This window comes from Isoptericola chiayiensis, from assembly GCF_013149805.1.
Lineage (GTDB): Bacteria > Actinomycetota > Actinomycetes > Actinomycetales > Cellulomonadaceae > Isoptericola > Isoptericola chiayiensis.
Window position 1 is genome coordinate 99,150 of sequence record NZ_JABEZT010000006.1, and the last position, 24,338, is coordinate 123,487.

At 73.4% G+C, this 24,338-nt stretch carries 19 protein-coding genes and 3 pseudogenes; 14 read left to right on the plus strand and 8 right to left on the minus strand.

What is annotated here, in order from left to right:
• Window positions 1-24: 24 nt before the first annotated feature.
• Both dapA and HDG68_RS12025 read left to right on the plus strand, forming a co-directional pair.
• A complete protein-coding gene (dapA, locus tag HDG68_RS12020) occupies window positions 25-948 on the plus strand; it encodes a 4-hydroxy-tetrahydrodipicolinate synthase (protein ID WP_172152401.1) in 924 nt (307 codons plus the stop codon).
• Between the two features lie 23 nt (window positions 949-971).
• Window positions 972-2,657 (plus strand): RNase J family beta-CASP ribonuclease, encoded by a 1,686-nt coding sequence (locus tag HDG68_RS12025; RefSeq protein ID WP_172152403.1) that lies wholly within the window; start codon window positions 972-974, stop codon window positions 2,655-2,657.
• A gap of 89 nt (window positions 2,658-2,746) precedes the next feature.
• On the opposite strand, the gene HDG68_RS12030 is transcribed toward HDG68_RS12025, so the two are convergent.
• Window positions 2,747-2,944, minus strand: a complete 198-nt coding sequence (locus tag HDG68_RS12030) for a hypothetical protein (RefSeq protein ID WP_172152405.1) — start codon at window positions 2,942-2,944, stop codon at window positions 2,747-2,749.
• A gap of 58 nt (window positions 2,945-3,002) precedes the next feature.
• On the opposite strand from HDG68_RS12030, the gene HDG68_RS12035 reads away from it, so the two are divergent.
• Together HDG68_RS12035 and HDG68_RS12040 are read left to right on the plus strand one after the other, a co-directional pair.
• Complete coding sequence (locus HDG68_RS12035; protein ID WP_172152407.1) at window positions 3,003-5,558, plus strand: FtsK/SpoIIIE family DNA translocase; 2,556 nt, start codon at window positions 3,003-3,005, stop codon at window positions 5,556-5,558.
• Window positions 5,555-6,106, plus strand: coding sequence for a GNAT family N-acetyltransferase (locus tag HDG68_RS12040; RefSeq protein ID WP_172152409.1), 552 nt, complete (start codon window positions 5,555-5,557; stop codon window positions 6,104-6,106). Before HDG68_RS12035 ends, HDG68_RS12040 begins: the two co-directional genes overlap by 4 nt.
• A gap of 7 nt (window positions 6,107-6,113) precedes the next feature.
• On the opposite strand, the gene HDG68_RS12045 is transcribed toward HDG68_RS12040, so the two are convergent.
• Window positions 6,114-7,403 carry a CapA family protein gene (locus tag HDG68_RS12045; protein WP_172152411.1) on the minus strand — a complete coding sequence of 430 codons (1,290 nt, stop codon included), beginning with the start codon at window positions 7,401-7,403 and terminating at the stop codon, window positions 6,114-6,116.
• 88 nt (window positions 7,404-7,491) lie between these two features.
• Here HDG68_RS12045 and pgsA point away from each other — a divergent pair, with 88 nt between their 5' ends.
• From pgsA to HDG68_RS12060, 3 genes are all read left to right on the plus strand, one after another.
• On the plus strand, window positions 7,492-8,106 hold the full coding sequence (gene pgsA, locus HDG68_RS12050) for a CDP-diacylglycerol--glycerol-3-phosphate 3-phosphatidyltransferase (protein WP_172152413.1): 615 nt from the start codon (window positions 7,492-7,494) through the stop codon (window positions 8,104-8,106).
• Window positions 8,103-8,573, plus strand: a complete 471-nt coding sequence (locus tag HDG68_RS12055) for a CinA family protein (protein WP_172152415.1) — start codon at window positions 8,103-8,105, stop codon at window positions 8,571-8,573. The genes pgsA and HDG68_RS12055 overlap by 4 nt, the downstream gene beginning before the upstream one ends.
• 135 nt (window positions 8,574-8,708) lie before the next feature.
• The gene (locus HDG68_RS12060; protein WP_425483764.1) at window positions 8,709-9,104 is read left to right on the plus strand and encodes a helix-turn-helix domain-containing protein; all 396 of its coding nucleotides are present in this window, start codon (window positions 8,709-8,711) and stop codon (window positions 9,102-9,104) included.
• On the opposite strand, the gene HDG68_RS12065 is transcribed toward HDG68_RS12060, so the two are convergent.
• On the minus strand, window positions 9,088-9,891 hold the full coding sequence (locus HDG68_RS12065; RefSeq protein ID WP_343037556.1) for a DNA-formamidopyrimidine glycosylase family protein: 804 nt from the start codon (window positions 9,889-9,891) through the stop codon (window positions 9,088-9,090). The two genes, HDG68_RS12060 and HDG68_RS12065, sit on opposite strands and share 17 nt — an antisense overlap.
• Before the next feature lie 42 nt (window positions 9,892-9,933).
• The gene (locus HDG68_RS12070) at window positions 9,934-14,682 is read right to left on the minus strand and encodes an ATP-dependent helicase (RefSeq protein ID WP_172152421.1); all 4,749 of its coding nucleotides are present in this window, start codon (window positions 14,680-14,682) and stop codon (window positions 9,934-9,936) included.
• A 55-nt stretch (window positions 14,683-14,737) separates the two neighbouring features.
• Here HDG68_RS12070 and HDG68_RS12075 point away from each other — a divergent pair, with 55 nt between their 5' ends.
• The 6 genes and pseudogenes from HDG68_RS12075 (at window position 14,738) to HDG68_RS12090 (ending at window position 19,067) form a co-directional block, all read left to right on the plus strand.
• Window positions 14,738-14,971 carry a DUF3046 domain-containing protein gene (locus tag HDG68_RS12075; RefSeq protein ID WP_172152423.1) on the plus strand — a complete coding sequence of 78 codons (234 nt, stop codon included), beginning with the start codon at window positions 14,738-14,740 and terminating at the stop codon, window positions 14,969-14,971.
• 235 nt (window positions 14,972-15,206) lie between these two features.
• A pseudogene (gene recA, locus HDG68_RS17395) lies at window positions 15,207-16,058 on the plus strand (recombinase RecA); the annotation flags it as partial.
• Between the two features lie 42 nt (window positions 16,059-16,100).
• Window positions 16,101-16,886, plus strand: a pseudogene (locus tag HDG68_RS17400) (LAGLIDADG endonuclease); the annotation flags it as partial.
• Window positions 16,887-16,913: 27 nt separating this feature from the next.
• Window positions 16,914-17,429 (plus strand): annotated as a pseudogene (locus HDG68_RS17405) (recombinase RecA family protein); the annotation flags it as partial.
• 38 nt (window positions 17,430-17,467) lie between these two features.
• The gene (locus HDG68_RS12085; protein WP_343037557.1) at window positions 17,468-18,034 is read left to right on the plus strand and encodes a regulatory protein RecX; all 567 of its coding nucleotides are present in this window, start codon (window positions 17,468-17,470) and stop codon (window positions 18,032-18,034) included.
• Window positions 18,035-18,116: 82 nt separating this feature from the next.
• A complete protein-coding gene (locus tag HDG68_RS12090) occupies window positions 18,117-19,067 on the plus strand; it encodes a zinc-binding dehydrogenase (RefSeq protein ID WP_172152427.1) in 951 nt (316 codons plus the stop codon).
• Window positions 19,068-19,119: 52 nt separating this feature from the next.
• On the opposite strand, the gene HDG68_RS12095 is transcribed toward HDG68_RS12090, so the two are convergent.
• The 4 genes from HDG68_RS12095 to HDG68_RS12110 form a co-directional block, all read right to left on the minus strand.
• A complete protein-coding gene (locus tag HDG68_RS12095) occupies window positions 19,120-20,061 on the minus strand; it encodes an amino acid ABC transporter permease (RefSeq protein WP_172152429.1) in 942 nt (313 codons plus the stop codon).
• Window positions 20,058-20,735, minus strand: coding sequence for an ABC transporter permease subunit (locus HDG68_RS12100; RefSeq protein ID WP_172152431.1), 678 nt, complete (start codon window positions 20,733-20,735; stop codon window positions 20,058-20,060). Before HDG68_RS12100 ends, HDG68_RS12095 begins: the two co-directional genes overlap by 4 nt.
• A gap of 112 nt (window positions 20,736-20,847) precedes the next feature.
• Window positions 20,848-21,711, minus strand: a complete 864-nt coding sequence (locus tag HDG68_RS12105) for a glutamate ABC transporter substrate-binding protein (RefSeq protein ID WP_172152433.1) — start codon at window positions 21,709-21,711, stop codon at window positions 20,848-20,850.
• Between the two features lie 37 nt (window positions 21,712-21,748).
• Window positions 21,749-22,528 carry an amino acid ABC transporter ATP-binding protein gene (locus tag HDG68_RS12110; RefSeq protein WP_172152435.1) on the minus strand — a complete coding sequence of 260 codons (780 nt, stop codon included), beginning with the start codon at window positions 22,526-22,528 and terminating at the stop codon, window positions 21,749-21,751.
• A 148-nt stretch (window positions 22,529-22,676) separates the two neighbouring features.
• Between HDG68_RS12110 and miaB the strand changes: the two genes are divergently transcribed.
• On the plus strand, window positions 22,677-24,338 hold the full coding sequence (miaB, locus tag HDG68_RS12115) for a tRNA (N6-isopentenyl adenosine(37)-C2)-methylthiotransferase MiaB (protein WP_172152437.1): 1,662 nt from the start codon (window positions 22,677-22,679) through the stop codon (window positions 24,336-24,338).

Below are 24,338 nucleotides of genomic sequence, written 5' to 3' on the forward strand. Positions count from 1 at the left end.
CCCACCGACCGGTACGGTGTCCTCATGACGCTTCCCGGTACCACTGCGCGCCCGTTCGGCGCCGTGCTCACCGCCATGGTCACCCCCATGACGGAGTCGGGTGCGGTCGACCTGGACGCGGCCGTGAAGCTGGCCACGCGTCTGGTCGACCAGGGCAACGACGGTCTCGTGCTCTCGGGCACCACCGGGGAGGCCCCCGTCACGCACGCGCCGGAGAAGGCCGACCTCGTGCGCGCCGTCGTCGACGCCGTCGGGGACCGGGCCGTGGTCCTGTCCGGTGCCGGCTCGAACGACACCGCGCACGCCGTCCGCATGGCGGAGCAGGCCGCGGAAGCGGGCGCGCACGGCCTCCTCGTCGTCTCGCCGTACTACTCCCGGCCCACCCAGGAGGGCCTGTACCGGCACTTCGCCACCGTGGCGGACTCCACCGACCTGCCCGTCATGCTCTACGACATCCCCGGGCGGGCCGGTGTCCGCATCGCGCCGGCCACCTACGCCCGCATCGCCACGCACCCCCTGGTCGTGGCGGCCAAGGACGCCACGGGTGACGTGGCCTCCGTGCCGTTCCTGCGCCAGGCCACCGGCCTGGCCTGGTACGCCGGCGACGACGGCCTGCTGCTGCCGTTCCTGGCGCACGGCGCCGCCGGCATCGTCTCCGTCTCCGGTCACGTCGTCGCACCGGCCTTCGCCGAGGTCGTGCGCCGCTTCGACGCCGGGGACCACTTCGGGGCCCTCGAGGCCTTCACCGGGACGCTGCCCGTGATCTCCGCCATGAACGGCGCCGGGGCACAGGCCGTCATGGTCAAGGCCGCCCTGGAGATCCTCGGCGTGCACACCAACCGCGAGCTGCGCCTGCCGAACGTCGCCGCCACGGACGACGACGTCGCTGCGGTGCGCGCCGCCCTCATCGCCGGCGGTGTCCTGGACGCCGCCACCACACCTCAGTAACGCAACACAGGCCTGGAGGCCCCGTGAGCCACCCTCACCCCGAACTACCCCTGCCCGCCGAGCTGCCCGCGCGCGGTCTGCGGATCGTCGCCCTCGGCGGCCTCGGCGAGGTGGGCCGCAACATGGCCGTCCTCGAGCACCACGGCAAGCTGCTCGTCATCGACTGCGGCGTGCTCTTCCCCGAGGACCACCAGCCCGGCGTCGACCTCATCCTGCCGGACTTCGAGTACATCGCCGACCGCATGGACGACGTCGAGGCGATCGTCCTCACGCACGGCCACGAGGACCACATCGGCGCCGTGCCCTACCTGCTGCGGCTGCGCCGCGACATCCCCATCTACGGCTCCCAGCTCACCCTCGCCTTCGTCGAGGCCAAGCTCAAGGAGCACCGCATCCGGCCCGTCACGCGCGTCGTCGCCGAGGGTCAGACCGTCCGGGCAGGAGAGTTCGGCCTCGAGTTCGTCGCCGTCAACCACTCCATCCCGGACGCGCTCGCCGTCGCCGTGACCACCGAGGCCGGCACCGTGCTGCACACCGGCGACTTCAAGATGGACCAGCTGCCCCTCGACGGGCGCGTCACCGACCTGCGGGCCTTCGCCCGCCTCGGCGAGAAGGGCGTCGACCTGTTCATGGTCGACTCCACCAACGCCGAGGTCCCCGGGTTCGTGACCAACGAGGTCGAGATCGGCCCGGTGCTCGACAGCGTCTTCGCCCAGGCGGAGAAGCGCATCGTCGTCGCCTCGTTCTCCTCGCACGTGCACCGCGTCCAGCAGGTCCTCAACGCCGCGCACGCCCACGGCCGCAAGGTCGCCCTCGCCGGCCGGTCCATGATCCGCAACATGGGCATCGCCGCCGAGCTCGGCTACCTCGACGTGCCGCCCGGCGTCCTCGTCGACATGCGCAAGGCCACCGACCTGCCCGACGACCGACTCGTGTACATGTGCACCGGCTCGCAGGGCGAGCCCATGGCCGCGCTCAGCCGCATGGCCAACGGCGACCACAAGGTCTCCATCGGCCACGGCGACACCGTGATCCTGGCCAGCTCGCTGATCCCCGGCAACGAGAACTCCGTGTTCCGGGTCATCAACGGCCTGACCCGGCTCGGCGCCCGCGTCGTGCACTCCGGCAACGCCAAGGTGCACGTCTCCGGGCACGCCAGCGCCGGCGAGCTGCTCTACTGCTACAACATCCTGCGTCCCAAGAACGTCATGCCCGTCCACGGCGAGGTGCGCCACCTCGTGGCCAACGCGGCGCTCGCGGTGCGCACCGGCGTGCCGGCCGACCGCGTGGTCCTGGCCGAGGACGGTGTCGTCGTCGACCTCGTGGACGGCAAGGCGTCGGTCGTCGGTGCCGTGCCGTGCGGGTACGTGTTCGTCGACGGGTCCTCGGTCGGGGAGGTCACGGAGAACGAGCTCAAGGACCGGCGCACGCTGGGCGAGGAGGGCTTCGTCTCCGTGTTCGCCGTGGTCGACACGGCGACCGGCAAGGTGCTGGCCGGGCCGCAGATCCTCGCTCGCGGCATGGCCGAGGACGACGCGGTCTTCTCCGACATCCAGCCCGACGTGGTCAAGGCGCTCGAGGACGCCATCGCCGGGGGAGCGACGGACACCTACCAGCTGCAGCAGGTGATGCGGCGCGTCATCGGCCAGTGGGTGAACCGCCGGCTGCGCCGCCGCCCGATGATCGTCCCCGTCGTAGTCGAGGCCTGACGCGGAGCGAGCCTGCGAGTGCAGTGGCGGGCCGACCGGTCAGCACGGTGGCCTTGACGCGGAGCGAGTCGACGCGGGACACGCAACCCTCACCTGCGGTGCGACCCGGACGACGCCGGGTACGGTGAGGGCATCATGGCGACCCGCAGCCCTGCCCGGAGACCTGCCGGCAGCTCGAGCCGGTCCGGCCGGTCGGCCCGGGCCTCGACGGCGCGCACCGCATCGGTGTCCGCGCCGTCGAAGCGCGCCTCCGGGTCGCGCAGCGGTGGCCGGTCCTCGACCTCCAAGCGAGGTTCCGCCTCCAGGCGTCGCCCGGCTCGGACCGGCCCCCCGTGGCCGATCCGGATGGTCCGGGGCGCCTATCTGGGCATCGCCCACGGCCTGGGGGCCGTGACACGCACGATCACCAAGGGAGCAAGAGACCTGGAACCCGAGCACCGCCGTGACGGCCTCGCCTTCTTCCTCGTGGCCGTCGCGATCGTCGTCGCGGCCCGTGAGTGGTGGGCCATCCCCGGCGCCTTCGGCGACGGCGTGCACGCCGTCGTGGCCGGCACCGTCGGGCTGGCGGGCGTCGCCGTGCCGGTGCTGCTGCTGTGGCTCGCGGGCCGGCTGATGCGGCACCCGGAGCGTGGGCAGGCGAACTCTCGGGTGGCGATCGGCGCGAGCCTCATCGTCATCTCGGTGTGCGCGCTCATCGCGATCGCGGAGGGCACGCCGTCGCCGCGCGACGGGTTCGCGGACGTCCAGGACGCCGGCGGCATCATCGGCTACCTGACGGCGACCCCGGTGGTGATCGGTGTCACCGAGTGGGTGGCGGTCCCGCTGTTCCTTCTGCTGGGGTTCTTCGGCCTGCTCGTGGTCACCGCCACGCCCGTGCACCGCATCCCTGAGCGACTGCGCGGGCTGTACGACCGGCTGACCGGCAACCACGTCGACGCCGGGGCCGCCGACGACGAGCTGCAGCTCGCCGATGGCGTGTCCCGCCACGACGGCTCGGACGAGAAGAAGCCGCGCCGACGTCGCCGCAAGACGAAGGCGCAGCGGGCCGCGGAGGCCGCGGCGGCCGAGCTGGACGAGTACGCCGGGGACGAGGCGTTCGAGAAGGCCGCGACCACCGAGCCGGGCACGGAGGGTGGTGCCCGCGGCAAGGCACCCCGCTCGGCCGCGACCCAGGTGGTGCCCACGGGTGCTACGAAGCCGGCCCCGGTCCCTGCCGGCCCGGTGGAGCAGGCGCCGCCCGAGCCGCGTCCGGCGCCGGCCGGGCGGGCCGAGCAGCCGATGCTCTCGGGCGACACGGTCTACGTGCTGCCCAGCGAGGACTCCCTGGGTCAGGGCGCTCCGCACAAGACGCGCTCGGCGGCGAACGACCGCGTCGTCGAGGCGCTGGAGGAGACGTTCGAGCAGTTCGGCGTGGACGCCAAGGTCACCAACTTCACGCGTGGCCCGACGGTCACGCGCTACGAGGTCGAGGTGGGCCCGAAGGTCAAGGTCGAGCGCATCACCTCGTTGAACAACAACATCGCCTACGCGGTGGCGAGCGCGGACGTGCGCATCCTGTCGCCGATCCCGGGCAAGTCCGCGATCGGCATCGAGATCCCGAACACGGACCGCGAGACGGTGGTGCTGGGTGACGTGCTGCGCTCGTCGGCGGCGCGTCGCACCGAGCACCCGATGGTCATGGGCGTGGGCAAGGACGTCGAGGGCGGGTTCGTGGTGGCGAACCTCGCCAAGATGCCGCACATCCTGGTGGCAGGTGCCACGGGCGCGGGTAAGTCGAGCTTCATCAACTCGATGATCACCTCGATCCTCATGCGCTCCACGCCGGAGCAGGTGCGGATGATCCTGGTGGACCCCAAGCGGGTCGAGCTGACGATCTACGAGGGCATCCCGCACCTGATCACCCCGATCATCACCAGCCCGAAGAAGGCCGCCGAGGCCCTGGACTGGGTGGTGCGGGAGATGGACGCCCGCTACGACGACCTCGCGACCTACGGCTTCAAGCACATCGACGACTTCAACGCCGCGGTCCGGGCGGGCAAGGTGACCCCGCCGCCGGGCTCGGAGCGCAAGGTCGCCGCCTACCCGTACCTGCTCGTGGTGGTCGACGAGCTCGCCGACCTGATGATGGTGGCGCCCCGTGACGTCGAGGCTGCGATCCAGCGCATCACCCAGCTCGCCCGCGCCGCGGGCATCCACCTGGTGCTGGCCACCCAGCGGCCGTCCGTGGACGTGGTCACGGGCCTGATCAAGGCGAACGTGCCCTCCCGACTGGCGTTCGCGACGTCGTCCCTGGCGGACTCGCGCGTGGTGCTGGACCAGCCCGGCGCGGAGAAGCTCATCGGCCAGGGTGACGCGCTGTTCCTGCCGATGGGGGCCGCCAAGCCGATGCGCGTCCAGGGGGCCTGGGTCACCGAGTCCGAGGTCCACGCGGTCACCGAGCACGTCAAGTCCCAGCTCAAGCCCACCTACCGCAAGGACGTCACCGCCCCGGCGGCGGCGAAGAAGCAGATCGACGAGGACATCGGCGACGACCTGGACCTGCTGCTGCAGGCGGCCGAGCTCGTGGTCTCGACGCAGTTCGGGTCGACCTCGATGCTGCAGCGCAAGCTGCGGGTCGGGTTCGCGAAGGCCGGCCGGCTGATGGACCTGCTGGAGTCGCGCGAGATCGTCGGACCGTCCGAGGGCTCGAAGGCGCGCGACGTGCTGGTCGCGCCCGACGACCTGTCCGGTGCGCTGGCGATCATCCGCGGCGAGACGACGCCGGCGTACGACCAGGAGGCCGACGACGGTTCCGGGTCGGCGGGCGACCCGTACGCCGACGGCACCGACGGGCACCGTCCCCCGACGGCGGTCGACTACCACGACGGCGCGGACACGGACGCCGAGAACCCGGTGCGGTGACGCGGGCGGACCCGGCCGTCCCGCACGTCTGTGTGCGGCCGTTGCGGCAGGACGACGCCGCCGACGTGCTCGCCGCGTTCAGGTCGGCCCCGGACATGGCCCGGCAGGGGGCGGTGACCACTCCGGCGGAGGCGGACGCCTACGTGGCGCGGCTGGTCGACCCGGACGGGCCGCACCGGCCGCGGGCGCTCGAGGAGCGCGGGCAGTGCGTGGGGCTCGTGGCGGTCAGCGTGGACGCAGCTCATCGCACGGGGTGGTTCTGGTACTGGACCACCGCCGCCGCACGAGGGCGGGGCCTCACGCAGCGCGCAGCCGCCACGGTCGCGGACCACGAGCTGACCGCGGGCGGGCTGCACCGTCTCGAGCTGGGCCACCGGACGAACAACCCGGCCTCCGGCGCGGTCGCGCGGGCGGCCGGGTTCGTCCGCGAGGGCCTCGAGCGGGAGAAGTTCCTCATCGACGGGGTGCGTGTCGACGTCGCCACGTACGGTCGGCTGCGCACGGACCCGCCGCCGTCGTACCGGCCGCTGCCGATCATCGAGCGGTAACCCGCGCCTACCGCGCCGACGTCCGGACCCGCGGCACCACCCGCGGCGGCTCCCCGGTCGGTTCCGGCGGGCGGGTGCGCCGGCGGGCGTCGTCGCCGACGGCGCCCGCAACCCGGTCGCGACGATCGACGAGCTCGGCGCGCGCCAGGGTCGTGGCCGCGGCTCCCCGGAGCAGGTCCGGCAGCGCGTGGACCCGGTGGCCCGCGGCGATGTCGACCGTCGTGCCCGTCCAGCGCACGTCGGTCACCCGCGTCGGTGCCGCACCGTGGTCCTGGGTGAACGTCGCCGTGAGCAGCACACCGTTGCTGGTCCGGGCGTCGCAGCACGCCGCGCTCTGGTTGGACAGCATGTTGCCGAGTCCGTAGGCGACCCACATGCCGTCCCCCGACGGTCCGCCGTCGACCCGCTGGATCCGCTGCGGCACGTGGGCGTGGTGCCCGAGGACCAGGTCTACCGCGCCCGAGTCCGCGAGAGCGGCGACCACGTCCGTCTGCTGGTCGGTGAGCGTCTCGGTGTACTCGGCGCCGGCGTGCAGGCTGACCAGGACGACGTCGGCTCCGTCCCTCCGGGCCCGTTCGGCGGCAGCGACCAACGCGCCGGCGTCGATGAGGTCGACCGCCCACGGTGCCTCGGCGGGCAGCGGCAACCCGTTGAGCCCGTACGTGGCGGACAGGTGGGTGACGGCGATTGTCCTGCCGCCGCGGTGGAGGCGGTAGCGCTGCGGCGCCCGCTGCTCCTTCGTCGAGCGGGCCGTGCCCACGTGCCCGAGACCCGCGGCGTCGAAGGCGTCGAGCGTCGCCACGACGCCGGCCAGGCCGCGGTCCACCGAGTGGTTCGACGCCGTCGAGCAGCCGTCCCAGCCCTGCCGCGCGAGCGCGTCGACGAGCCCCGCCGGCGCCGCGAAGCTCGGGTAGCCGCTGGGTGCTGTGCCCGGCGGCGCCACGGGGGCCTCCAGGTGGCACAGCGCGAGGTCCGCACCGGCGATCCACGGATCGAGACCGGTGTGCAGGGCGCCGAACCGGGACCCGCCCGCGGCCGAGCGCACGACGGGACCGTGCGGCAGGAGGTCGCCGGCAGCCGCGAGCGTGAAGGTCGCCGGGGGCACCGGCTCGGGCGGGAGGATCTTGGCCCGGGAGGTGTCCGGCAGGATCGTGACGGTGGCGCCGGGACGGGGTTCCGGGGCGAGGACGGCGCAGGCGGGGAGCAGCGCCACGACCGCGAGCGCGGCCGCTGCGGCGCGGCGGGCTCGGCGTCCGACGGCGACGTCGGTGCGAGGTCGGGACGGCGCGACGTCCATGCGCCGAGCGTAGTGGTCCGGTCGTGGCCGCGGGCGTCGGCCCCGCGGGTGAACCCTGGTGGTCGCGCACCGCCAGTAGGGTGGAGCGATGGACACCGCCCCGTCGCCGTGGAACATCGCCAACGTCGTGACCATGGTCCGTATCGCCCTCGTCCCGGTCTTCGCGGTGGCGCTGCTGGTCGACGACGGCGAGTCCATGACCTGGCGGTTCGTCGCCACCGCGATCTTCCTGCTGGCCGCGCTGAGCGACAAGGTGGACGGGCACCTCGCCAGGTCGCGAGGACTGGTCACCGACCTCGGCAAGCTGCTGGACCCGATCGCCGACAAGGCCCTGACGGGGACGGCGCTGGTCCTGCTGTGGTGGCCGTTGGGCGAGCTGCCGTGGTGGGTGCCGACGGTCATCCTGGTGCGCGAGCTCGGCATCACGGTCATGCGTATGGCCATGCTCCGGTACGCGGTCATGCCGGCCTCGCGCGGCGGGAAGCTCAAGACGGTCCTGCAGGTCGTCGCGATCGGCCTCTTCCTGCTCCCGCACGCCGACCTGCCGGCGTTCTTCCTGGTGGTCGCGTGGGCGGCCATGGCCGCCGCGGTGGCGGTGACCGTCGTCACCGGTGTGGACTACGTGGTCCAGGCCGTGCGGTTGCGCCGCGAGGGACGACGCGGCCCGGACGGCACGGCGGCCGACGCGTCGCAGGAGCGATGACGGCTGCCCGGCTGCTCGCCGAGCTCGGGCGGCACGGTCGGACCCTCGCGGTGGCGGAGTCGCTCACCGGTGGACAGGTGACCGCCGCGCTCGTCGACGTGCCTGGTGCCTCGAGCGTCCTGCGCGGCGGCGTCGTCGCCTACGCCACCGACCTGAAGGCGTCGTTGCTCGGTGTGGACCGCGGGCTGCTGGCAGACCGGGGCGCCGTCGACCCCGACGTGGCGGCAGCGATGGCCCACGGCGTCCGGCGTGTCACGGGCGCCGACGTCGGGCTGGCCACGACCGGCGTCGCCGGTCCCGACCCGCAGGACGGCACGCCGCCGGGCGTCGTCTACGTCGCGGTCGCCTCGGCGGCCGGCGACCGGGTCCGGCGGTGCGAGCTCGCCGGCGACCGGGCGGCCGTGCGGGCCGGGGCGACCCGCGCGGTGCTGGCGCTCGCCGTCGAGGTCGTCTCCGGGTCGGCGTGAACGATCTGTGCGCACCGTGCGGGGGTCCGGCGGGCCCGACGGCGGCGGGAACAGAAGCCGCGGCCCGCGCGTTGGGCAGGTGTGATCGTCAACAGGCCACGAACTCGTATCGATGCTCGTACCCCGGCTCGCGCCGTGCGTCCGTCGCGGTACGGTAGTGCCACCCCCGCACCGGGGGAGCCGGAGGAAGGAAGGGGGCGCGAGATGGTCGTCCTACGACAAGAGATCGGCGACGTGCTGCGCGGTGCGCGGCAGCGCCAGGGGCGCACCCTGCGTGAGGTGTCCTCGGCCGCACGGGTGTCGCTGGGTTACCTCAGCGAGGTCGAACGCGGCCAGAAGGAGGCGTCCTCCGAGCTGCTGGCCTCGATCTGCGAGGCGCTCGACGTCCCGCTGTCCCTCGTCCTGCGCGAGGTCAGCGACCGGATCGCCGTGGCCGAAGGGCTCCACATCCCCGACACCATCCCGGCGGACGTCCTGTCCGGCATGGTGCGCGGCACCTCGCCGCGCGACGACCTCACGCCGGTCGGCTGACCTCCACGCCCCGCCCGGGGGCCTGGCACGTCGGGCACCAGAAGACGGGTCGCTCGTAGGGCGGCTCGTTCGCCTGCCCGACCTCGACGGGTGTGCGGCACCGGCGGCACGGGCTGCCGAGCCGCCCGTGGACGGCGCGCGGTACCTCCCCGAGCCCACGCGTGCGGCCGATGTCGACGCTGCGGGACAGGAGCCGGTGACCGGTGCCCAGGAGGCGGCGTCTGCCCTCGGCGTCGAGGCTGCCGGCGGGGGTCCACGGGTGACACCGCAGCGTGAACAGCGTCTCCGCCATCCAGATGGTGCCGAACCCGGCCACGACCCGCTGGTCGAGCAGCACGTCGCACAACGGTCGGGTACCCTGCTCGGCGAGCCGACGCTCGCCCTCGGCGATCCCACTGGTCGGGAAGTCGGCGCCGAGGACGTCCGGGCCCAGGTGGGACAGCAGCCGGGCCTCGTCGTGGGTGCGCAGCAGGTCCAGCATCCCGAGCCGCAGGCCGAGGCAGGTCCACCGCTCCGTGGCGAGGACGGCGCGGACGTGCGGGGCGCGGGCCGCGGCCGCCACGGACCCGGTGCGCTCCACGCGCCACGACCCCTCCATGCGCAGGTGCGTGTGCAGGGTGCGGCCGTCGTCGAACCGGGTCAGCAGGTGCTTGCCGTAGGACTCGCAGGACAGCACGGTGCGTCCCACCAGGTCGGCAGCGGCGGCGGTCGGCCAGCGCAGCTCGGCACGCACGAGCGGCGCACCACGCAGCGCCTGGTCCAGCCGTTGCGCGGTCAGTCGTAGCACGTCACCCTCCGGCACCGCTCCGCCTCCGTCCCGGTCGCCGTCTCAGCGCGCCGCCACGCGCAGGCCCTGCGGGGTCACGCCGAAACCGGCCGCGAGCAGCGCCTCGACCACGGGTCCGCCCTCGCGTGCGGCGGTCAGGGCTGCGACCCCGTCGACCCGCCGGACGGTCAGCCGACCCAGCGGGCCGCTGCCGGTCCGCTCGGCCAGGGCCGCGGCCGCGGCGGCGAGAGCCGCGGCGTCGACGTCGAAGCTGAGCAGGGACCGGCCGCCCCGCTCGACGAAGAGCGCGAGTGCGCCGTCGGCCAGGACGACGACCGCGCCGGCCTTGCGACCGGGACGGTGCGCCGGGGTGTCCGGGTCGGTCCCGCCGGCCCGCGGCCAGGCCAGTGCCGCGCCGTAGGGGTTGGCCGGGTCGGTGGCCGCGAGCAGCACCGCACGCCGCGGGGCGTCGGGGTCCGCCGTCACCCGGTCGCGCTCGGCCGCGTCCCGTCGGAGCTGGTCCACGGCGCCGGGCACCGCGAACTGGGATCCGCCGAGCCGTTCGACGAAGTACCCGCGGCGCACCGCCCCCCGTTCCTCCAGGCCCGTCAGGACGCGGTACACCTCGCGGAACCGGGACGCCACCCCCTCCGACGGCGCGACCGCCCGCGTCAGCACGCCGTGCCGGTCGAGCAGCACCTGCGTCAGCGCGTGCGCGGCCAGGGTGGGGTCGGTCTCGCGCACGGGCAGGGCGGACCACCGCCCGCCGCCGGCCCGCGGGGCGGCCGGCCGGGCGCTCGCGAAGCGGGAACGACGCACGGGTCGGGCCCGGGCAGGCCTCCGTGGTGCCCGGTGGGCCCCGCCGCGGGCCGTCCCGAGCCGCTCGCGCAGCACGGTCAGCCCGTCGTTGGTGACGTGCCCGGCCCACACCAGGTCCCACAGCACCTCGAGCACGCGGCCCGTCTCGGCGGCGGCGCGCTCGGCCAGCTCGGGCAGGAAGTAGCCGCCCGAGCCGGTGAGCAGGTCGAGGACCACGCGGTGCAGGTCGGTGTCCAGCGGGCCGTCCAGCTCCAGGTCCGACGGCGCGGCGAGGGTCAGGGGCGCGTCCTCGGCCAGGTGGAGGCTGACCAGGCCGTCACCCGTGCCTGCCGCGGTCGGCGGGCCGTGCCCGGCCCAGAGCACCTCGCCGGTCGTGGTGAGCTCGTCCAGCAGGGCGGGGGAGTAGTCCGTCACGCGGGCGGGCAGCACCAGGGTCTCCAGGGCCGAGGCGGGCAAGGTCGCACCGGCCAGCTGCTCGACGGCCCGCAGCAGACCGTCGGTGCCGCGCAGGCCGGACCCGTCCGCGCCCTGCCAGCGGGGCAGGAAGACGCCCAGGGCCTCCGGCTCGACCGGCTCGACCTCGGCGCGCAGCGCGGCCAGGGAACGCCGGCGCAGGGTGCGCAGCACCTGCGGGTCGCACAGCTCGTCCCCGGTGCCGCCGAGCTCGGCCGGCAGCAGCGCCCCGCGCACCAGCAGCCCGTCCGCCTCCAGCCGGTCCACGACGCCCGCGACGACGGCCGTGCCGAGCCCGAACCGCATCGCGACGTCGGCGGCGGCGAACGGGCCGTGGGTGCGCGCGTGGCGGCGGACCAGGTCGCCGAGCGGGTCCGTGACCGGAGCCGTGTGCGCCTCGGCCAGGCCGGCGGGCACCGCGACCCCGAGCGCGTCGCGCAACCGGGCGGCGTCGTCGACCACCGCCCAGCGCTCGTCGCCGGCCACGCGGACCCGGATCGCACGCCGCTCCCGCTCGAGCGCGTCGAGCCAGTCGTCGACCTGTGCGCTCGCCTCCGGGCGGGTGCGCGCGCGCAGGTCCGCGGCGCCGTGCGGGCCGGAGCGGCGCAGCACGTCCCACAGCCCCTCGGCGTCCTTCGCACGCCGGTCGGGGGCGAGGGCCTGCAGCTCCTCCTCGGTGCGGCGCACCGCCTCGGGGTCGAGCAGGTCGGCCAGGTCGGTGGCGCCCTGCTCGCCGAGCAGCTCGGCGAGCAGCGTGGGGTCGAGGCTGAGCGCGGCCGCACGTCGTTCCGCCAGCGGGGCGTCGCCGTCGTACAGGAACTGGGCGGTGTAGCCGAAGAGCAGCGACCGGGCGAACGGGGACGGCTCGGACGTCGTCACCTCGACCAGCCGGACGCGGCCCGCGGCCAGGTCGCCCATCAGCCCGCGCAGCGCCTCGACGTCGAAGTCGTCGGTGAGGCACTCGCGCGCCGCCTCGAGCATGATCGGGAACTCGGGGTGCGCCGAGGCCACCTGCAGCAGCTGGGCGGCCCGTTGGCGCTGCTGCCACAGGGGCGAGCGGCGGTCGGGCCGACGGCGGGGCAGCAGCAGGGCGCGTGCCGCGGCCTCGCGGAACCGCGAGGCGAACAGCACGGAGGACCCGAGCTCGCGGCGCACCGCGTCGGCGACCTCGTCGGCGTCCAGCAGCAGGTCCTCGGCGGTGACGGTCGGCTCGGTGGTGGAGGCCTCGATGTCCCACGGCGAGTCGCCCGGCAGGCGCAGCACGATCCCGTCGTCGGCCGGCATCGCTGCGACGTCGGTGCCGTAGCGGTCGCGCAGCCGCGCGGCGACGGCCAGCGCCCACGGCGCGTGCAGGCGGGCGCCGAGCGGGCTGTGCACCACCACGCGCCAGTCGCCCAGCTCGTCGCGGAAGCGCTCGACGACGACGGTACGGTCGTCGGGCAGCCGCCCGGTCGCCGTGCGCTGCTCGGTCAGGTAGCCCGCCAGGTTGTCCGCCGCCCAGGCGTCCAGCCCGGCGCCGCGCAGGAACTCCCGACCGGGCCCGGCGCCCCGGACCAGCGCGGCGTCGGCCTCGCGCACGAACGCCCCCACCGCGCGGCCCAGCGTGACCGGGCGGCCGGGGGCGTCGCCCTTCCAGAACGGCAGCCGCCCCGGCAGTCCCGGCGCGGGCGTCACGACGACCCGGTCCGGGGTGATGTCCTCGATCCGCCACGTCGACGACCCCAGGGTGAACGTGTCCCCGGCGCGCGACTCGTACACCATCTCTTCGTCGAGCTCGCCGACCCGCTTGCCGCCGCGACCGCCGTCGTCGCCGGCGAGGAACACCCCGTACAGCCCCCGGTCCGGGATCGTGCCGCCGCTCGTCACGGCGAGACGCTGGGCGCCCGGCCGCGCGCTGAGACGTCCCGTGCCGCGGTCCCACACGATCCGCGCCCGCAGCTCGGCGAAGTCCTCGCTCGGGTACCGCCCCGCCAGCATGTCCAGCACGGCGTGCCACGTCGCGTCGCCCAGACCGGCGAACGGGGCGGCGCGCCGCACGAGCGCGAGCAGCTCGGAGGCCGGCCAGTCGTCGACGGCGAGCGCGGCCACCACCTGCTGGGCCAGGACGTCCAGCGGGTTGCGCACCATCGCCGTCGGCTCGATGTCGCCGGCCTGCATCCGCTGGGTCACCACGGCCGAGGGCACCAGGTCGCCGCGGTGGGTCGGCAGCACCACCCCGCGCGAGACCGCGCCCACCTGGTGGCCCGCGCGCCCGATGCGCTGCAGGCCGCTGGCGACCGACGGCGGCGCGCCCACCTGCACCACCAGGTCGACGGCGCCCATGTCGATGCCGAGCTCGAGGGACGACGTCGCCACCACCGCGGGCAGCGAGCCCGCCTTGAGGTCCGACTCCGTCCGGGTCCGCTCCGCGCGACTCATCGAACCGTGGTGCGCCCGCGCCAGCACGGGAGCGTCGTCGGGCAGGCCCGACGCCGTGCCGGACTGGCCCGGCGCGTCCGCGGCCTGCTGGGCGCCCGGGTCCGGCACGGTCAGGCCCTGACGCTGCGCCCACGCCTCGTTGATCCGGGCGGTGAGCCGTTCGGCCCCGCGCCGGGAGTTCGTGAACACCAACGTGGACCGGTGGGCGCTGACCAGGTCCACCACCCGGTCGGTGACGTGCGGCCACACCGACGCCTGGCGCTGCGGGCCGGACGCCGCCCCGGACAGGTCCGGACCGTCCGGGGTCCCGTCCGCGCCCGGCAGGTCCGTCAGGTCCGGCACCGGGACCGCGACGTCCAGGTCCCACCGCTTCGTCGCCGGCGGCTGCACGACGACGACCTCGCGCCCCCCGTCCTCCGGGCTGCGGCTGCCCGCGAGGAAGGAGGCGACCTCCTGCGGCGGGCGCGCCGTCGCCGACAGGCCGATGCGCTGCACCGGCTGCGGCAGCATCGCGTCGAGCCGCTCCAGGGTCACCGCCAGGTGAGCGCCGCGCTTGGTGCCCGCCACCGCGTGCACCTCGTCGACGATCACGGTCTCCAGCCCCGCCAGACCGCTGCGCGCCGCCGAGGTCAGCACCAGGAACAACGACTCCGGCGTCGTCACGAGCACGTCCGGCGGACGCGAGGCGAACGAGCGGCGCTCGGACGCCGGCGTGTCACCCGTGCGCATCGCGACGTCCACCTCGTGCGCCGTGGTGCCCGCCCGCGCCGCCGCCTGGCGGATCCCCGTCAGCGGCGCCCGCAGGTTGCGCTGCACGTCCGCCGCCAGCGCCTTCAGCGGCGAGACGTACAGCACCCGGCACCGGCGCGCCGGGTCCGCCGGCGGGGGAGTCGACGACAACCGGTCGATCGCCCACAGGAACGCCGCCAGGGTCTTGCCGGACCCGGTCGGGGCCACCACCAGCGCGTGCCGGTCCGCCGCGATCGCCTCCCACGCACCCGTCTGGGCCGCCGTCGGACCGGCGAACGCGTCCGCGAACCACGCCTGCGTGGCGGGCGCGAACCGACGCAGCGCGTCCTGCGGGGCGGCGTCGTGCGCGGTCGTCTCGGGTGCGGAGGCCACCGGCCCATCCTGCACCCCGGCGCCGACACCCGTCGCGGCGTGGCACGCTGGAGGTGTGCGCTACTCCGACTTCTCCCGGCTCGTCGACGAGGTCTTCGGCTCCGCCTACGGGCGGGTCCTGGTCCGTGAGCAGGTGCTCCCGCGCCTCGAGGACCGCACGCCGGAGCAGGCGCTCGCGGCCGGGGCCGAGCCGCGGGACGTGTGGCACGCGCTGTGCGACGCCCTGGACGTGCCGGACGCGCGCCGGTGGGGGACCGACCGGTTCCGGCAGGCCCCGCCGCCGGGCTGAGCCGGGCCGGTAGCCCTGTCCCGGTTCTCGCGGCCTGCGCCCGACACGCCCGACGGCGGATCTCGCCTCTCGAACAGATGTTCGGCTAGAGTGTGACCACAACGGGGCGTCCCACGCCGGTCGTCCACCGTCCGGCCGGGCCGTCCGGTCGTTGTCGGTGGCTCCGCGTAGGTTCGTCCCCGACATGAGCAGCAGACCGAAGCGCGGCCGCGCGCAGAACACGAAGGTGACCGACATGCCTGCACCGGAAGACCGTGAGAAGGCCCTCGAGGCCGCGCTCGCCCAGATCGACCGCAGCTTCGGCAAGGGCTCGATCATGCGTCTCGGCCAGGAGGGGCGCGCCCCGGTGGAGATCATCCCCACCGGGTCCATCGCACTGGACGTCGCGCTCGGCATCGGCGGGCTGCCGCGTGGGCGCATCATCGAGGTCTACGGCCCGGAGTCCTCGGGCAAGACGACCGTCGCCCTGCACGCGGTGGCCAACGCCCAGAAGAACGGCGGCATCGCGGCGTTCGTCGACGCCGAGCACGCCCTGGACCCCGAGTACGCCAAGAAGCTGGGCGTCGACACCGACGCGCTGCTCGTCTCCCAGCCGGACACCGGGGAGCAGGCCCTGGAGATCGCGGACATGCTGATCCGCTCCGGGGCGCTCGACATCATCGTCATCGACTCGGTCGCCGCGCTGGTGCCGAAGGCGGAGATCGAGGGCGAGATGGGCGACAGCCACGTCGGCCTCCAGGCCCGCCTCATGTCGCAGGCGCTGCGCAAGATCGCCGGTGCCCTGAGCACCTCGGGCACCACGGCGATCTTCATCAACCAGCTCCGCGAGAAGATCGGCGTGTTCTTCGGCTGCTTCCACTACTCCACCCGCGTCCAGCTGGCCGACGGGACGACGGAGAAGATCGGCAAGATCGTCAACCAGAAGATGCCGGTCGAGGTCATGTCCTACGACCCGGAGTCGGGGCAGACCGTTCCTCGCAAGATCGTCAACTGGTTCGACAACGGGCCGACGGACCGCTTCCTGCAGTTCACGGTCGAGAAGTCGAGCAAGAACGGCCGCGCGCAGTTCGCCGCGACCGACAACCACCTGATCCGTACCCCGGGTGGCTGGCGTGAGGCCGGCGAGCTGATCGCCGGGGACCGCGTGATGGTCGCCGAGGACGTGCTGCTCTCCGACCAGCAGTGGCAGATGGTGCTCGGTGGGCTGCTCGGTGACGCGAACCTCTCGCCGAACCGCCGCGGCCGCCGTGGGGTCCGCTTCCGCATGGGCCACGGGCCGAAGCAGGTCGAGTACGTCGACTGGAAGGCGTCGATGCTCGGCAATGTCGGGCAGTCCCGCACGGAGCGGCCGAACGGTTCCGTGCACGTTGACCTGCGTCCGCTGCCGGAGCTGTCGGAGCTGCACGACGTCGTCTACTTCGGTGACGGCAAGAAGCACATCACCGAGGACTACCTCAAGGCGCTGACCCCGCTCGCCCTGGCCGTCTGGTACATGGACGACTTCAGCTTCCAGCCGCGGTCGAAGGGGCTGCAGGAGCGTACCGCCGGGGGTTCGGGCCGTGCCGAGGCCTGCGTCGACGCCATGAGCCCGGCATCGCGGGAACGTCTGGCCGACTACCTGCGCGACGTCCACGGCGTCGAGTGCTCCCTCCGACAGCGCGGTGCGAAGCAGCAGTGGGTCCTGCAGCTCACGACAGCCGGTACCGCCCGGCTGCAGGAGATCGTCGCCCCGTACGTCCACCCCTCGATGCAGTACAAGCTGCTGCCCCGATTCCGTGACCGGTTCGACGTGACGCCCGAGTTCGTGGAGCCGCGCAGCGTCCCGGTGCCGTCGCGGGTCCTGGACATCCACGTCAAGCCGCAGACGCGGTCGACGCACCGGTTCGACATCGAGGTGGAGGGCAACCACAACTACTTCGTGGACGGTGTCATGGTCCACAACAGCCCCGAGACGACCACGGGCGGCAAGGCCCTGAAGTTCTACGCCTCGGTGCGCATGGACATCCGCCGGATCGAGACGCTCAAGGAGGGCACCGACTCGGTCGGCAACCGGACGCGGGTCAAGGTCGTCAAGAACAAGATGGCCCCGCCGTTCAAGCAGGCCGAGTTCGACATCCTGTACGGCGTCGGTATCTCCCGCGAGGGCGGCCTGATCGACATGGGTGTCGAGCACGGGTTCGTGCGCAAGTCGGGCTCGTGGTTCACCTACGGCGGCGACCAGCTCGGCCAGGGCAAGGAGAACGCCCGCGCGTTCCTGCGTGACAACCCCGACCTGGCCAACGAGCTGGAGAAGAAGATCAAGGAGAAGCTCGGCGTCGGGGCCCAGGTCGACGCGCCGGCCGAGGGCGAGGACGCGGAGACCACGGCGGACGCCGTGCCTGCCGCCGATGACGTCGCCGCCAAGCGCACCACCAGGACAGCGCGCACGACCAAGGCGAAGAAGGAGCAGCCCTTCTGAGCCCCGCAGGACGGACGGCCGGCTCGGACGGTCGCGGCGTGGGGAAGCGTCGCGGCCGTCCGACGGTCGTCGAGCGGCTGGAGGCCGGGGAGCTGACGACGGCGGAGGCGACCGAGCTGACGAGGGAGGCGGTGCTGCGCATCCTCACGACCGCACCCAAGAGCCGGGCCGAGATCGCGCGGTCCCTTGCCCGCAAGGGCCACCCCGAGGAGGTCGCCCAGGCGGTGCTCGACCGCTTCGAGGAGGTCGGTCTGGTCGACGACGCCTCCTACGCCGAGACGATCGTGCGTACCCGGCACCACGAGCGCGGCCAGGCGAGGCGCGCGATCTCCGCCGAGCTGCACCGCCGTGGCGTCGACCATGACGTCGCCGCCGGCGCGCTGGAGCAGATCGACGGTGACGACGAGGCTCGCGCCGCCGCGGAGCTCGCCCGCAAGCACGTGGCACGGACCCGCGGGCTCGACCGCGACAAGCGGGTGCGCCGGGCCGTCGGGGCGCTGAGCCGCAAGGGCCACAACCCGTCCGTCGCCTTCGCCGCGGTCAAGGACGCCCTGGCCGCCGAGGGCGAGGACTCCGTCGACGACGATCTCTACCTGGCCGACTGATCTCTCTCACCCCCGCGCCCGGTGGCGTCGGCGCGGTCGGCTCTGCCAGTCTGGTCGCGACCCGGGACCGTGAGGAGGACCCGTGCGTGCTGCCGTCCGTGACCGCTACGGTCCCCCCGAGGTCGTCTCGGTGCGCGAGGTTCCGGAACCGACTCTCGCTGCCCACGAGGTTCTCGTCCGCGTCCGCGCCACCACCGTCAACCGCACCGACACGGCGTACCGCGCCGGCCGTCCCTGGCTCGCCCGACCCGTGTACGGCATCCCCCGCCCGCGGGCACGAGTGCTCGGGTGCGAGTACGCCGGGGTCGTCGAGGCGGTCGGTGACGGGGTGAGCGACCGCGACGTCGGCGAGCGCGTCTACGGCTACCTGGAGGGCCGCTTCGGCGCTCATGCCCAGCTGATGGCGGTGCCCGCCGACGGCTGGATCGAGGCGATCCCCGAGCATCTGTCCTTCACGGACGTCGTCGGACTCACGGAGGGGCCGCACTACGCGCTGGCGTTCTGCGACCGCCTCCGCATCGGGGCCGGGACGCGGGTCCTGGTGCACGGAGCCACCGGAGCGATCGGCAGCGCCACCGTCCAGCTCGCCGCCGCCCGAGGAGCCGTCGTCACCGCGGTGTGCGACGCCGCGCACACCGACCTGCTGCGCTCGCTCGGAGCGGCCCGCGTGATCGCGCGCGACGAGGTCGACTTCACCCGGGACGAGGCCCGGTTCGACGCGATCGCCGACGCCGTCGGCAAGAGCTCGTTCGCCCGGTGCCGGCGGTTGCTGGGACCGGACGGCCTGTTCGCCTCGTCCGAACCCGGCCCCGGCGGCGTCAACGTCCTGCTCGCCGCCCTGCCGGGCGTACGGGTCCGGTTCCCGGTCCCGCCACCCGAGGTGCGGGCACGGCGCACGCTGCACGACCTGATCGCCGCCGGCAGCCTCGTCCCCGTCGTCGACCGGCGCTGTCCGCTGGACGACGTCGTCGCCGCGCACCGGTACGTCGACGCGGGCCGCAAGATCGGCAGCGTCGTCATCGACGTGCCGTGACCAAGCCCTGTGGTGAACGAGGTCCCGGACGGTCAGGCGCGCCGTGCCGTCGTCAGGTGCCGTCGCCTCCGCCACTGCCGCCCTCGCCGGCGTCGCCGGCGTCGCCGGTGTCACCGTCGGTCCCGCCGGCCGCACTCACGCCGACGGCTGCGACACCGGCCCCCGCGGCCGTCGTCCCCGTGCGCCCGGACGTGCGCTTGAGCGAGCGGCCCAGCCGCTCGGCGAGCTTGGTCAGGCTCCAGTTGATGACGATGAAGAGCACCGCCGCCACGGTGAGGGTCTGCAGGATGTTGCTGTTGCCGGACCCGAGACGTCGGGCGCTCTGCAGCAGCTCGGGGTAGGAGATGATCGCGCCGAGCGCGGAGTCCTTGAGCACGACCACGAGCTGGGACATCAGCGCCGGAAGCATCGCGATGAGCGCCTGCGGGACCTCGACGGATCGCAGCGACTGACCTCGCGTCAGGCCGATCGACAGGCCGGCCTCCCGCTGCCCGGAGGGCAGACCGTGGACGCCGGAGCGCACGAGCTCCGCCACGACCGAGCCGTTGTAGAGGATCAGCGCGACGACTACACCCCAGTAGGAGGACGACGGCAGACCGGCGTTCGCGAAGAGCAGCCAGAAGAAGACCATCATGAGCAGCACGGGCACGGCGCGGAAGAACTCCACGACCGCCCCGCACACCGTGCGGACCAGCAGCCGTGAGGAGAGCCGCCCGACGCCGAAGACCAGACCGAAGATCATGGCCCCGACGATCGCGACGGCGGCCGCGCGGATGGTCGCGAGGAAGCCGGGCCAGTAGTAGTAGGCCCAGGCGTCGGCGTCGACGGCGTTGAGCCACAGCGAGGGCTCGAGCTGACCCTGCTCGCCCAGGCGGACCAGCACGACGGCGGCGAGCCCGGCGACGACGATCGCGCCGACGATGTTGCCCAGGAGGATGCGACGCCGCGCCCGCGGCCCGGGGGCGTCGAACAGGACTGTCTTCTCGACCTTCATCGCGCCACCGCCAGCTTGCGGGAGAGGGACGTGGACAGCAGCCCGACAGGGGTCACGAGGATCACGTAGCCGATCGCGAAGGTGAAGAAGATGGCGTAGATGTAGTCCGGGCGGAACTCGATCATCGTGCGCATCACCGACGAGGTCTCGGTGGCCACCGACGCTGCCGCGGCCACCGTGGTGTTCTTGATGAGGGCGATGAGCACGTTGCCCAGGGGAGCGATGGCGCCGCGGAAGGCCTGGGGCAGGATGACCAGGCGCGCCGCCGCGACGAACGGCAGGCCGATGGAGCGCGCTGCCTCCGCCTGGCCGACGGGCACGGTGTTGACGCCGGAGCGGATCGCCTCGCACACGAACGCGGCGTGGTAGATGGTCAGCCCGACGACGGCCAGCCAGAAGAAGTTCGTGTCGAAGTCGGTCGCCAGCGAGAACTCGAGCTGCCCCCAGGCGCCGAGCACCATGAAGACCATGATGATCGTCAGCGGCATGTTCCGGAAGACGGTCACGTAGGCGGAACCGGCCCACTGCAGGCTGGGGATCGGCGAGATGCGGAACAGCGCCAGGATCGAGCCCAGCACCAGCGAGAACAACGCCGCCCAGAACGCGAGCTGGATGTTCACCCAGAACGCGCCGAGCACGTCGTACTCGCGGACGATGTCGAGGTACTCCTGCACGCGCAGAACGCTCCTTCGATGGTCGTGCGGTGGTCAGGGTCGGGTCGCGACGACCACCGAGGTGGCGCCCGGGCCCGCCGCGCGGCGGGCCCGGGCGGGGTTCACCGCTGCGTCACATGTCGCAGGGCTCGTACTCCGGCGGGTTGAGGTCGGCGTTCGGCGTGTAGCCCGTGCCTTCCGTCGCGGCGTCGAGCGCCTCCTGCCAGGCCCCGTCGTCGACCATCTTGGTGATGGCCTCGTTGATCGCCTCGCACTGATCGGAGTCCTGCGGGATCCCGACCCCGTAGAGCTCCTCGGAGAAGGTGTTGCCGACGACCTTGACCTGGCCGGCGTTCTCCGGCAGGGCGCCGAGGCCGGCCAGGATGATGTCGTCGGTGGTCACGGCGTCGACCTGCCCGGAGGTCAGGGCGGTGACGCACTCGGCGTAGCCCGGCTGCTCGAGCAGGTTCACGCCCTCGGAGTACTCGTCCTTGATGCGCTGGGCGGACGTCGACCCGGTGACGGAGCACAGGTTCTTGCCGTCCAGGGTGTCGGGCCCCGTGATGTCGGTGTTGTCCGCGGCGACCAGGAGGTCCTGACCGGCCACGAAGTACGGGCCCGCGAAGGAGACCTGCTCGCGGCGCTCGTCGGTGATGGAGTAGGTCGCGAAGATCATGTCGACCTGTCCGGTGGACAGCAGCGTCTCGCGCTGTGCGGACGGGGACTCCATCCACTCGATCTGGTCCTCGGAGTAGCCGAGCTCGCCGGCCACGTACTTGGCGACCTCGACGTCGAACCCGGTCGGGGTGTCGCCGTCCATGAACCCGAGTCCGGGCTGGTCGTACTTGATGCCGATGGTGACGGAGTCGCCGCCCTCGGCCTCGCCGCCCGTGTCGCCGCCGGTGTCTCCGCTGCCGGAGTCGTCCGAGCAGGCGGCGAGCGCGAGCGCTGCGGTCGCCGCCAGGGCGATCGCTCCGGTGATGCGTGTGCGTCGCATGGTCGTTCCCTTCGTCGTGCGAACTAGAACTGTCAGGTCAGTGGGCGAGGATCTTCGACAGGAAGTCCTTCGCACGGTCGCTCTTCGGGTTCGTGAAGAACTCCTCGGGGGTGTCCTGCTCGACGATCTGGCCGTCGGCCATGAAGACGACGCGGTCGGCCGCCTTGCGGGCGAACCCCATCTCGTGGGTGACGACGATCATCGTCATGCCCTCCTGGGCGAGCCGGACCATGGAGTCCAGGACCTCGTTGATCATCTCGGGGTCGAGCGCGGAGGTGGGCTCGTCGAAGAGCATCACCTTCGGGTGCATCGCCAGGGACCGGGCGATGGCGACGCGCTGTTGCTGACCGCCGGAGAGCTGTGCGGGGAACTTGGCCGCCTGGTTCTTGACGCCTACGCGGTCGAGCAGCTCGAGGGCCTCGGTCTCGGCGTCGGACTTCGACAGCTTGCGGACCTTGCGCGGACCGAGCGTGACGTTGTCCAGCACGGTCTTGTGCGCGAAGAGGTTGAACGCCTGGAAGACCATGCCGACGTCCGCGCGGAGCCGGGCCAGGTCGCGACCCTCGGCGGGCAGCGGCTCGCCGTCGATCCGGATCTCGCCCTCGTCGATGGTCTCGAGCCGGTTGATGGCACGGCACAAGGTCGACTTGCCGGATCCGGACGGCCCGATGACGACCAGCACCTCGCCGCGGCGCACCGTCAGCTCGATCTCCTGCAGCACGTGCAGGTCCCCGAAGTGCTTGTTGACTCCCTCGAGCTCGACGAGCGGAGCACCCAGGTGGGAGCCGGGCGTCGTGCTCGATCCGCTGTTGTCCATTCTGTGAACCTAACCACTCGATTGTTACGTTCGTGGCACCGACGCCCCGGCCTCCGCAACGGTTCGATAACGACTGCCCGGTACGCCCGGACATCGGGGACTTGTCCCCGCCCGACGCGGCGCGCGGTGCACCGTACCCTAGAAGGCGATGTCCACGACCATGCCTACCCCCACCGCCGACGTCTCGCCCGCCCAGGAGCGGCCCGTGCCCCGGGACGGGGCGGCAGGGCGCTCCTACACCGTGCGCACGCTCGGTTGCCAGATGAACGTCCACGACTCGGAGCACATGGCCGGGCTGCTCGAGCAGGCCGGCTACGTCCGCGCCTCGGCCGAGGACGACGCCGCCGATAGAGCCGACGTGGTCGTCATCAACACCTGTGCCGTGCGCGAGAACGCCGCCACGCGCCTCTACGGCAACCTGGGCCAGCTCGCGAGCGTCAAGGCCGACCGGCCGGGTATGCAGATCGCCGTGGGCGGCTGCCTGGCCCAGAAGGACCGTGGCGAGATCGTGGACAAGGCGCCGTGGGTCGACGTCGTCTTCGGCACCCACAACCTCGACGCGCTGCCGGTGCTGCTGGAGCGGGCCCGGCACAACGAGGCGGCCGAGGTCGAGATCGCCGAGTCGCTGCAGGTCTTCCCCTCCACGCTGCCCACCCGCCGCGAGTCGGTCTACGCGGGGTGGGTGTCGATCTCCGTGGGGTGCAACAACACGTGCACGTTCTGCATCGTGCCCCACCTGCGCGGCAAGGAGCGCGACCGGCGCCCCGGCGAGATCCTCGCCGAGGTGCAGGCGCTGGTGGACGCCGGGGCCGTCGAGGTGACGCTGCTGGGCCAGAACGTCAACAGCTACGGCGTCGAGTTCGGCGACCGCGGGGCGTTCGCGAAGCTCCTGCGCGCCTGCGGGCGGATCGAGGGCTTGGAGCGCGTGCGCTTCACGTCCCCGCACCCGGCGGCGTTCACCGACGACGTCATCGAGGCGATGGCCGAGACCCCGAACGTGATGCCCCAGCTGCACATGCCGCTGCAGTCGGGCTCGGACCGCGTGCTGCGCGCGATGCGCCGCAGCTACCGGTCCGCGAAGTTCCTCGGGATCCTCGACCGGGTGCGCGCCGCGATGCCGGACGCCGCGATCACCACCGACATCATCGTGGGCTTCCCGGGCGAGACCGAGGAGGACTTCGCCGAGACGCTTCGCGTGGTCGAGGCCTCGCGGTTCTCCTCGGCGTTCATGTTCCAGTACTCGCCGCGGCCGGGCACGCCCGCGGCGACCATGGACGGCCAGCTGCCCAAGGAGGTCGTCCAGGAGCGCTTCGAGCGGCTGCTCGCGCTGCAGGAACGCATCAGCGCCGAGGAGTCCGCGCGGCAGGACGGACGGACCCTCGAGGTGCTGGTCTCGGAGGGCTCGGGCAAGAAGGACGGGGCCAGCCACCGCTTGTCCGGGCGGGCCCCCGACAACCGGCTCGTGCACCTCGCGCTGCCGACCGGCGTGCTGCCCGACGGCGTGACCCTCGCCGACGCCCCGGAGTCACCGCAGGACCCGCGGCTGGCCGACGTGGCCGCGCTGGACCCGCGGCTGCCGCGACCGGGCGACATGGTCACGGTCGACGTCACCCGCGCCGCCCCGCACCACCTCATCGCCGACTCGGCGCTGACCGGCGGCAGCTTCGCGGTGCGACGCACCCGCTCGGGCGACGCGTGGGCCCGGCGCGAGCTCACGCGCCTCGGTGCCGGCGACGACGGCCACTCCCACGGCGGGAGCGCGCAGCCGGGCGGCCCGGTCACGCTCGGGATGCCGACCCTGCGGCGCTGA

Coding starts and splice junctions, on each gene's coding strand:
- dapA (WP_172152401.1), top strand. CDS start 25: ATGACGCTTCCCGGTACCACTGCGCGCCCGTTCGGCGCCGTGCTCACC.
- HDG68_RS12035 (WP_172152407.1), top strand. CDS start 3,003: ATGGTCCGGGGCGCCTATCTGGGCATCGCCCACGGCCTGGGGGCCGTG.
- HDG68_RS12045 (WP_172152411.1), bottom strand. CDS start 7,403: ATGGACGTCGCGCCGTCCCGACCTCGCACCGACGTCGCCGTCGGACGC.
- pgsA (WP_172152413.1), top strand. CDS start 7,492: ATGGACACCGCCCCGTCGCCGTGGAACATCGCCAACGTCGTGACCATG.
- HDG68_RS12055 (WP_172152415.1), top strand. CDS start 8,103: ATGACGGCTGCCCGGCTGCTCGCCGAGCTCGGGCGGCACGGTCGGACC.
- HDG68_RS12095 (WP_172152429.1), bottom strand. CDS start 20,061: ATGAAGGTCGAGAAGACAGTCCTGTTCGACGCCCCCGGGCCGCGGGCG.
- HDG68_RS12105 (WP_172152433.1), bottom strand. CDS start 21,711: ATGCGACGCACACGCATCACCGGAGCGATCGCCCTGGCGGCGACCGCA.
- HDG68_RS12110 (WP_172152435.1), bottom strand. CDS start 22,528: ATGGACAACAGCGGATCGAGCACGACGCCCGGCTCCCACCTGGGTGCT.
- miaB (WP_172152437.1), top strand. CDS start 22,677: ATGTCCACGACCATGCCTACCCCCACCGCCGACGTCTCGCCCGCCCAG.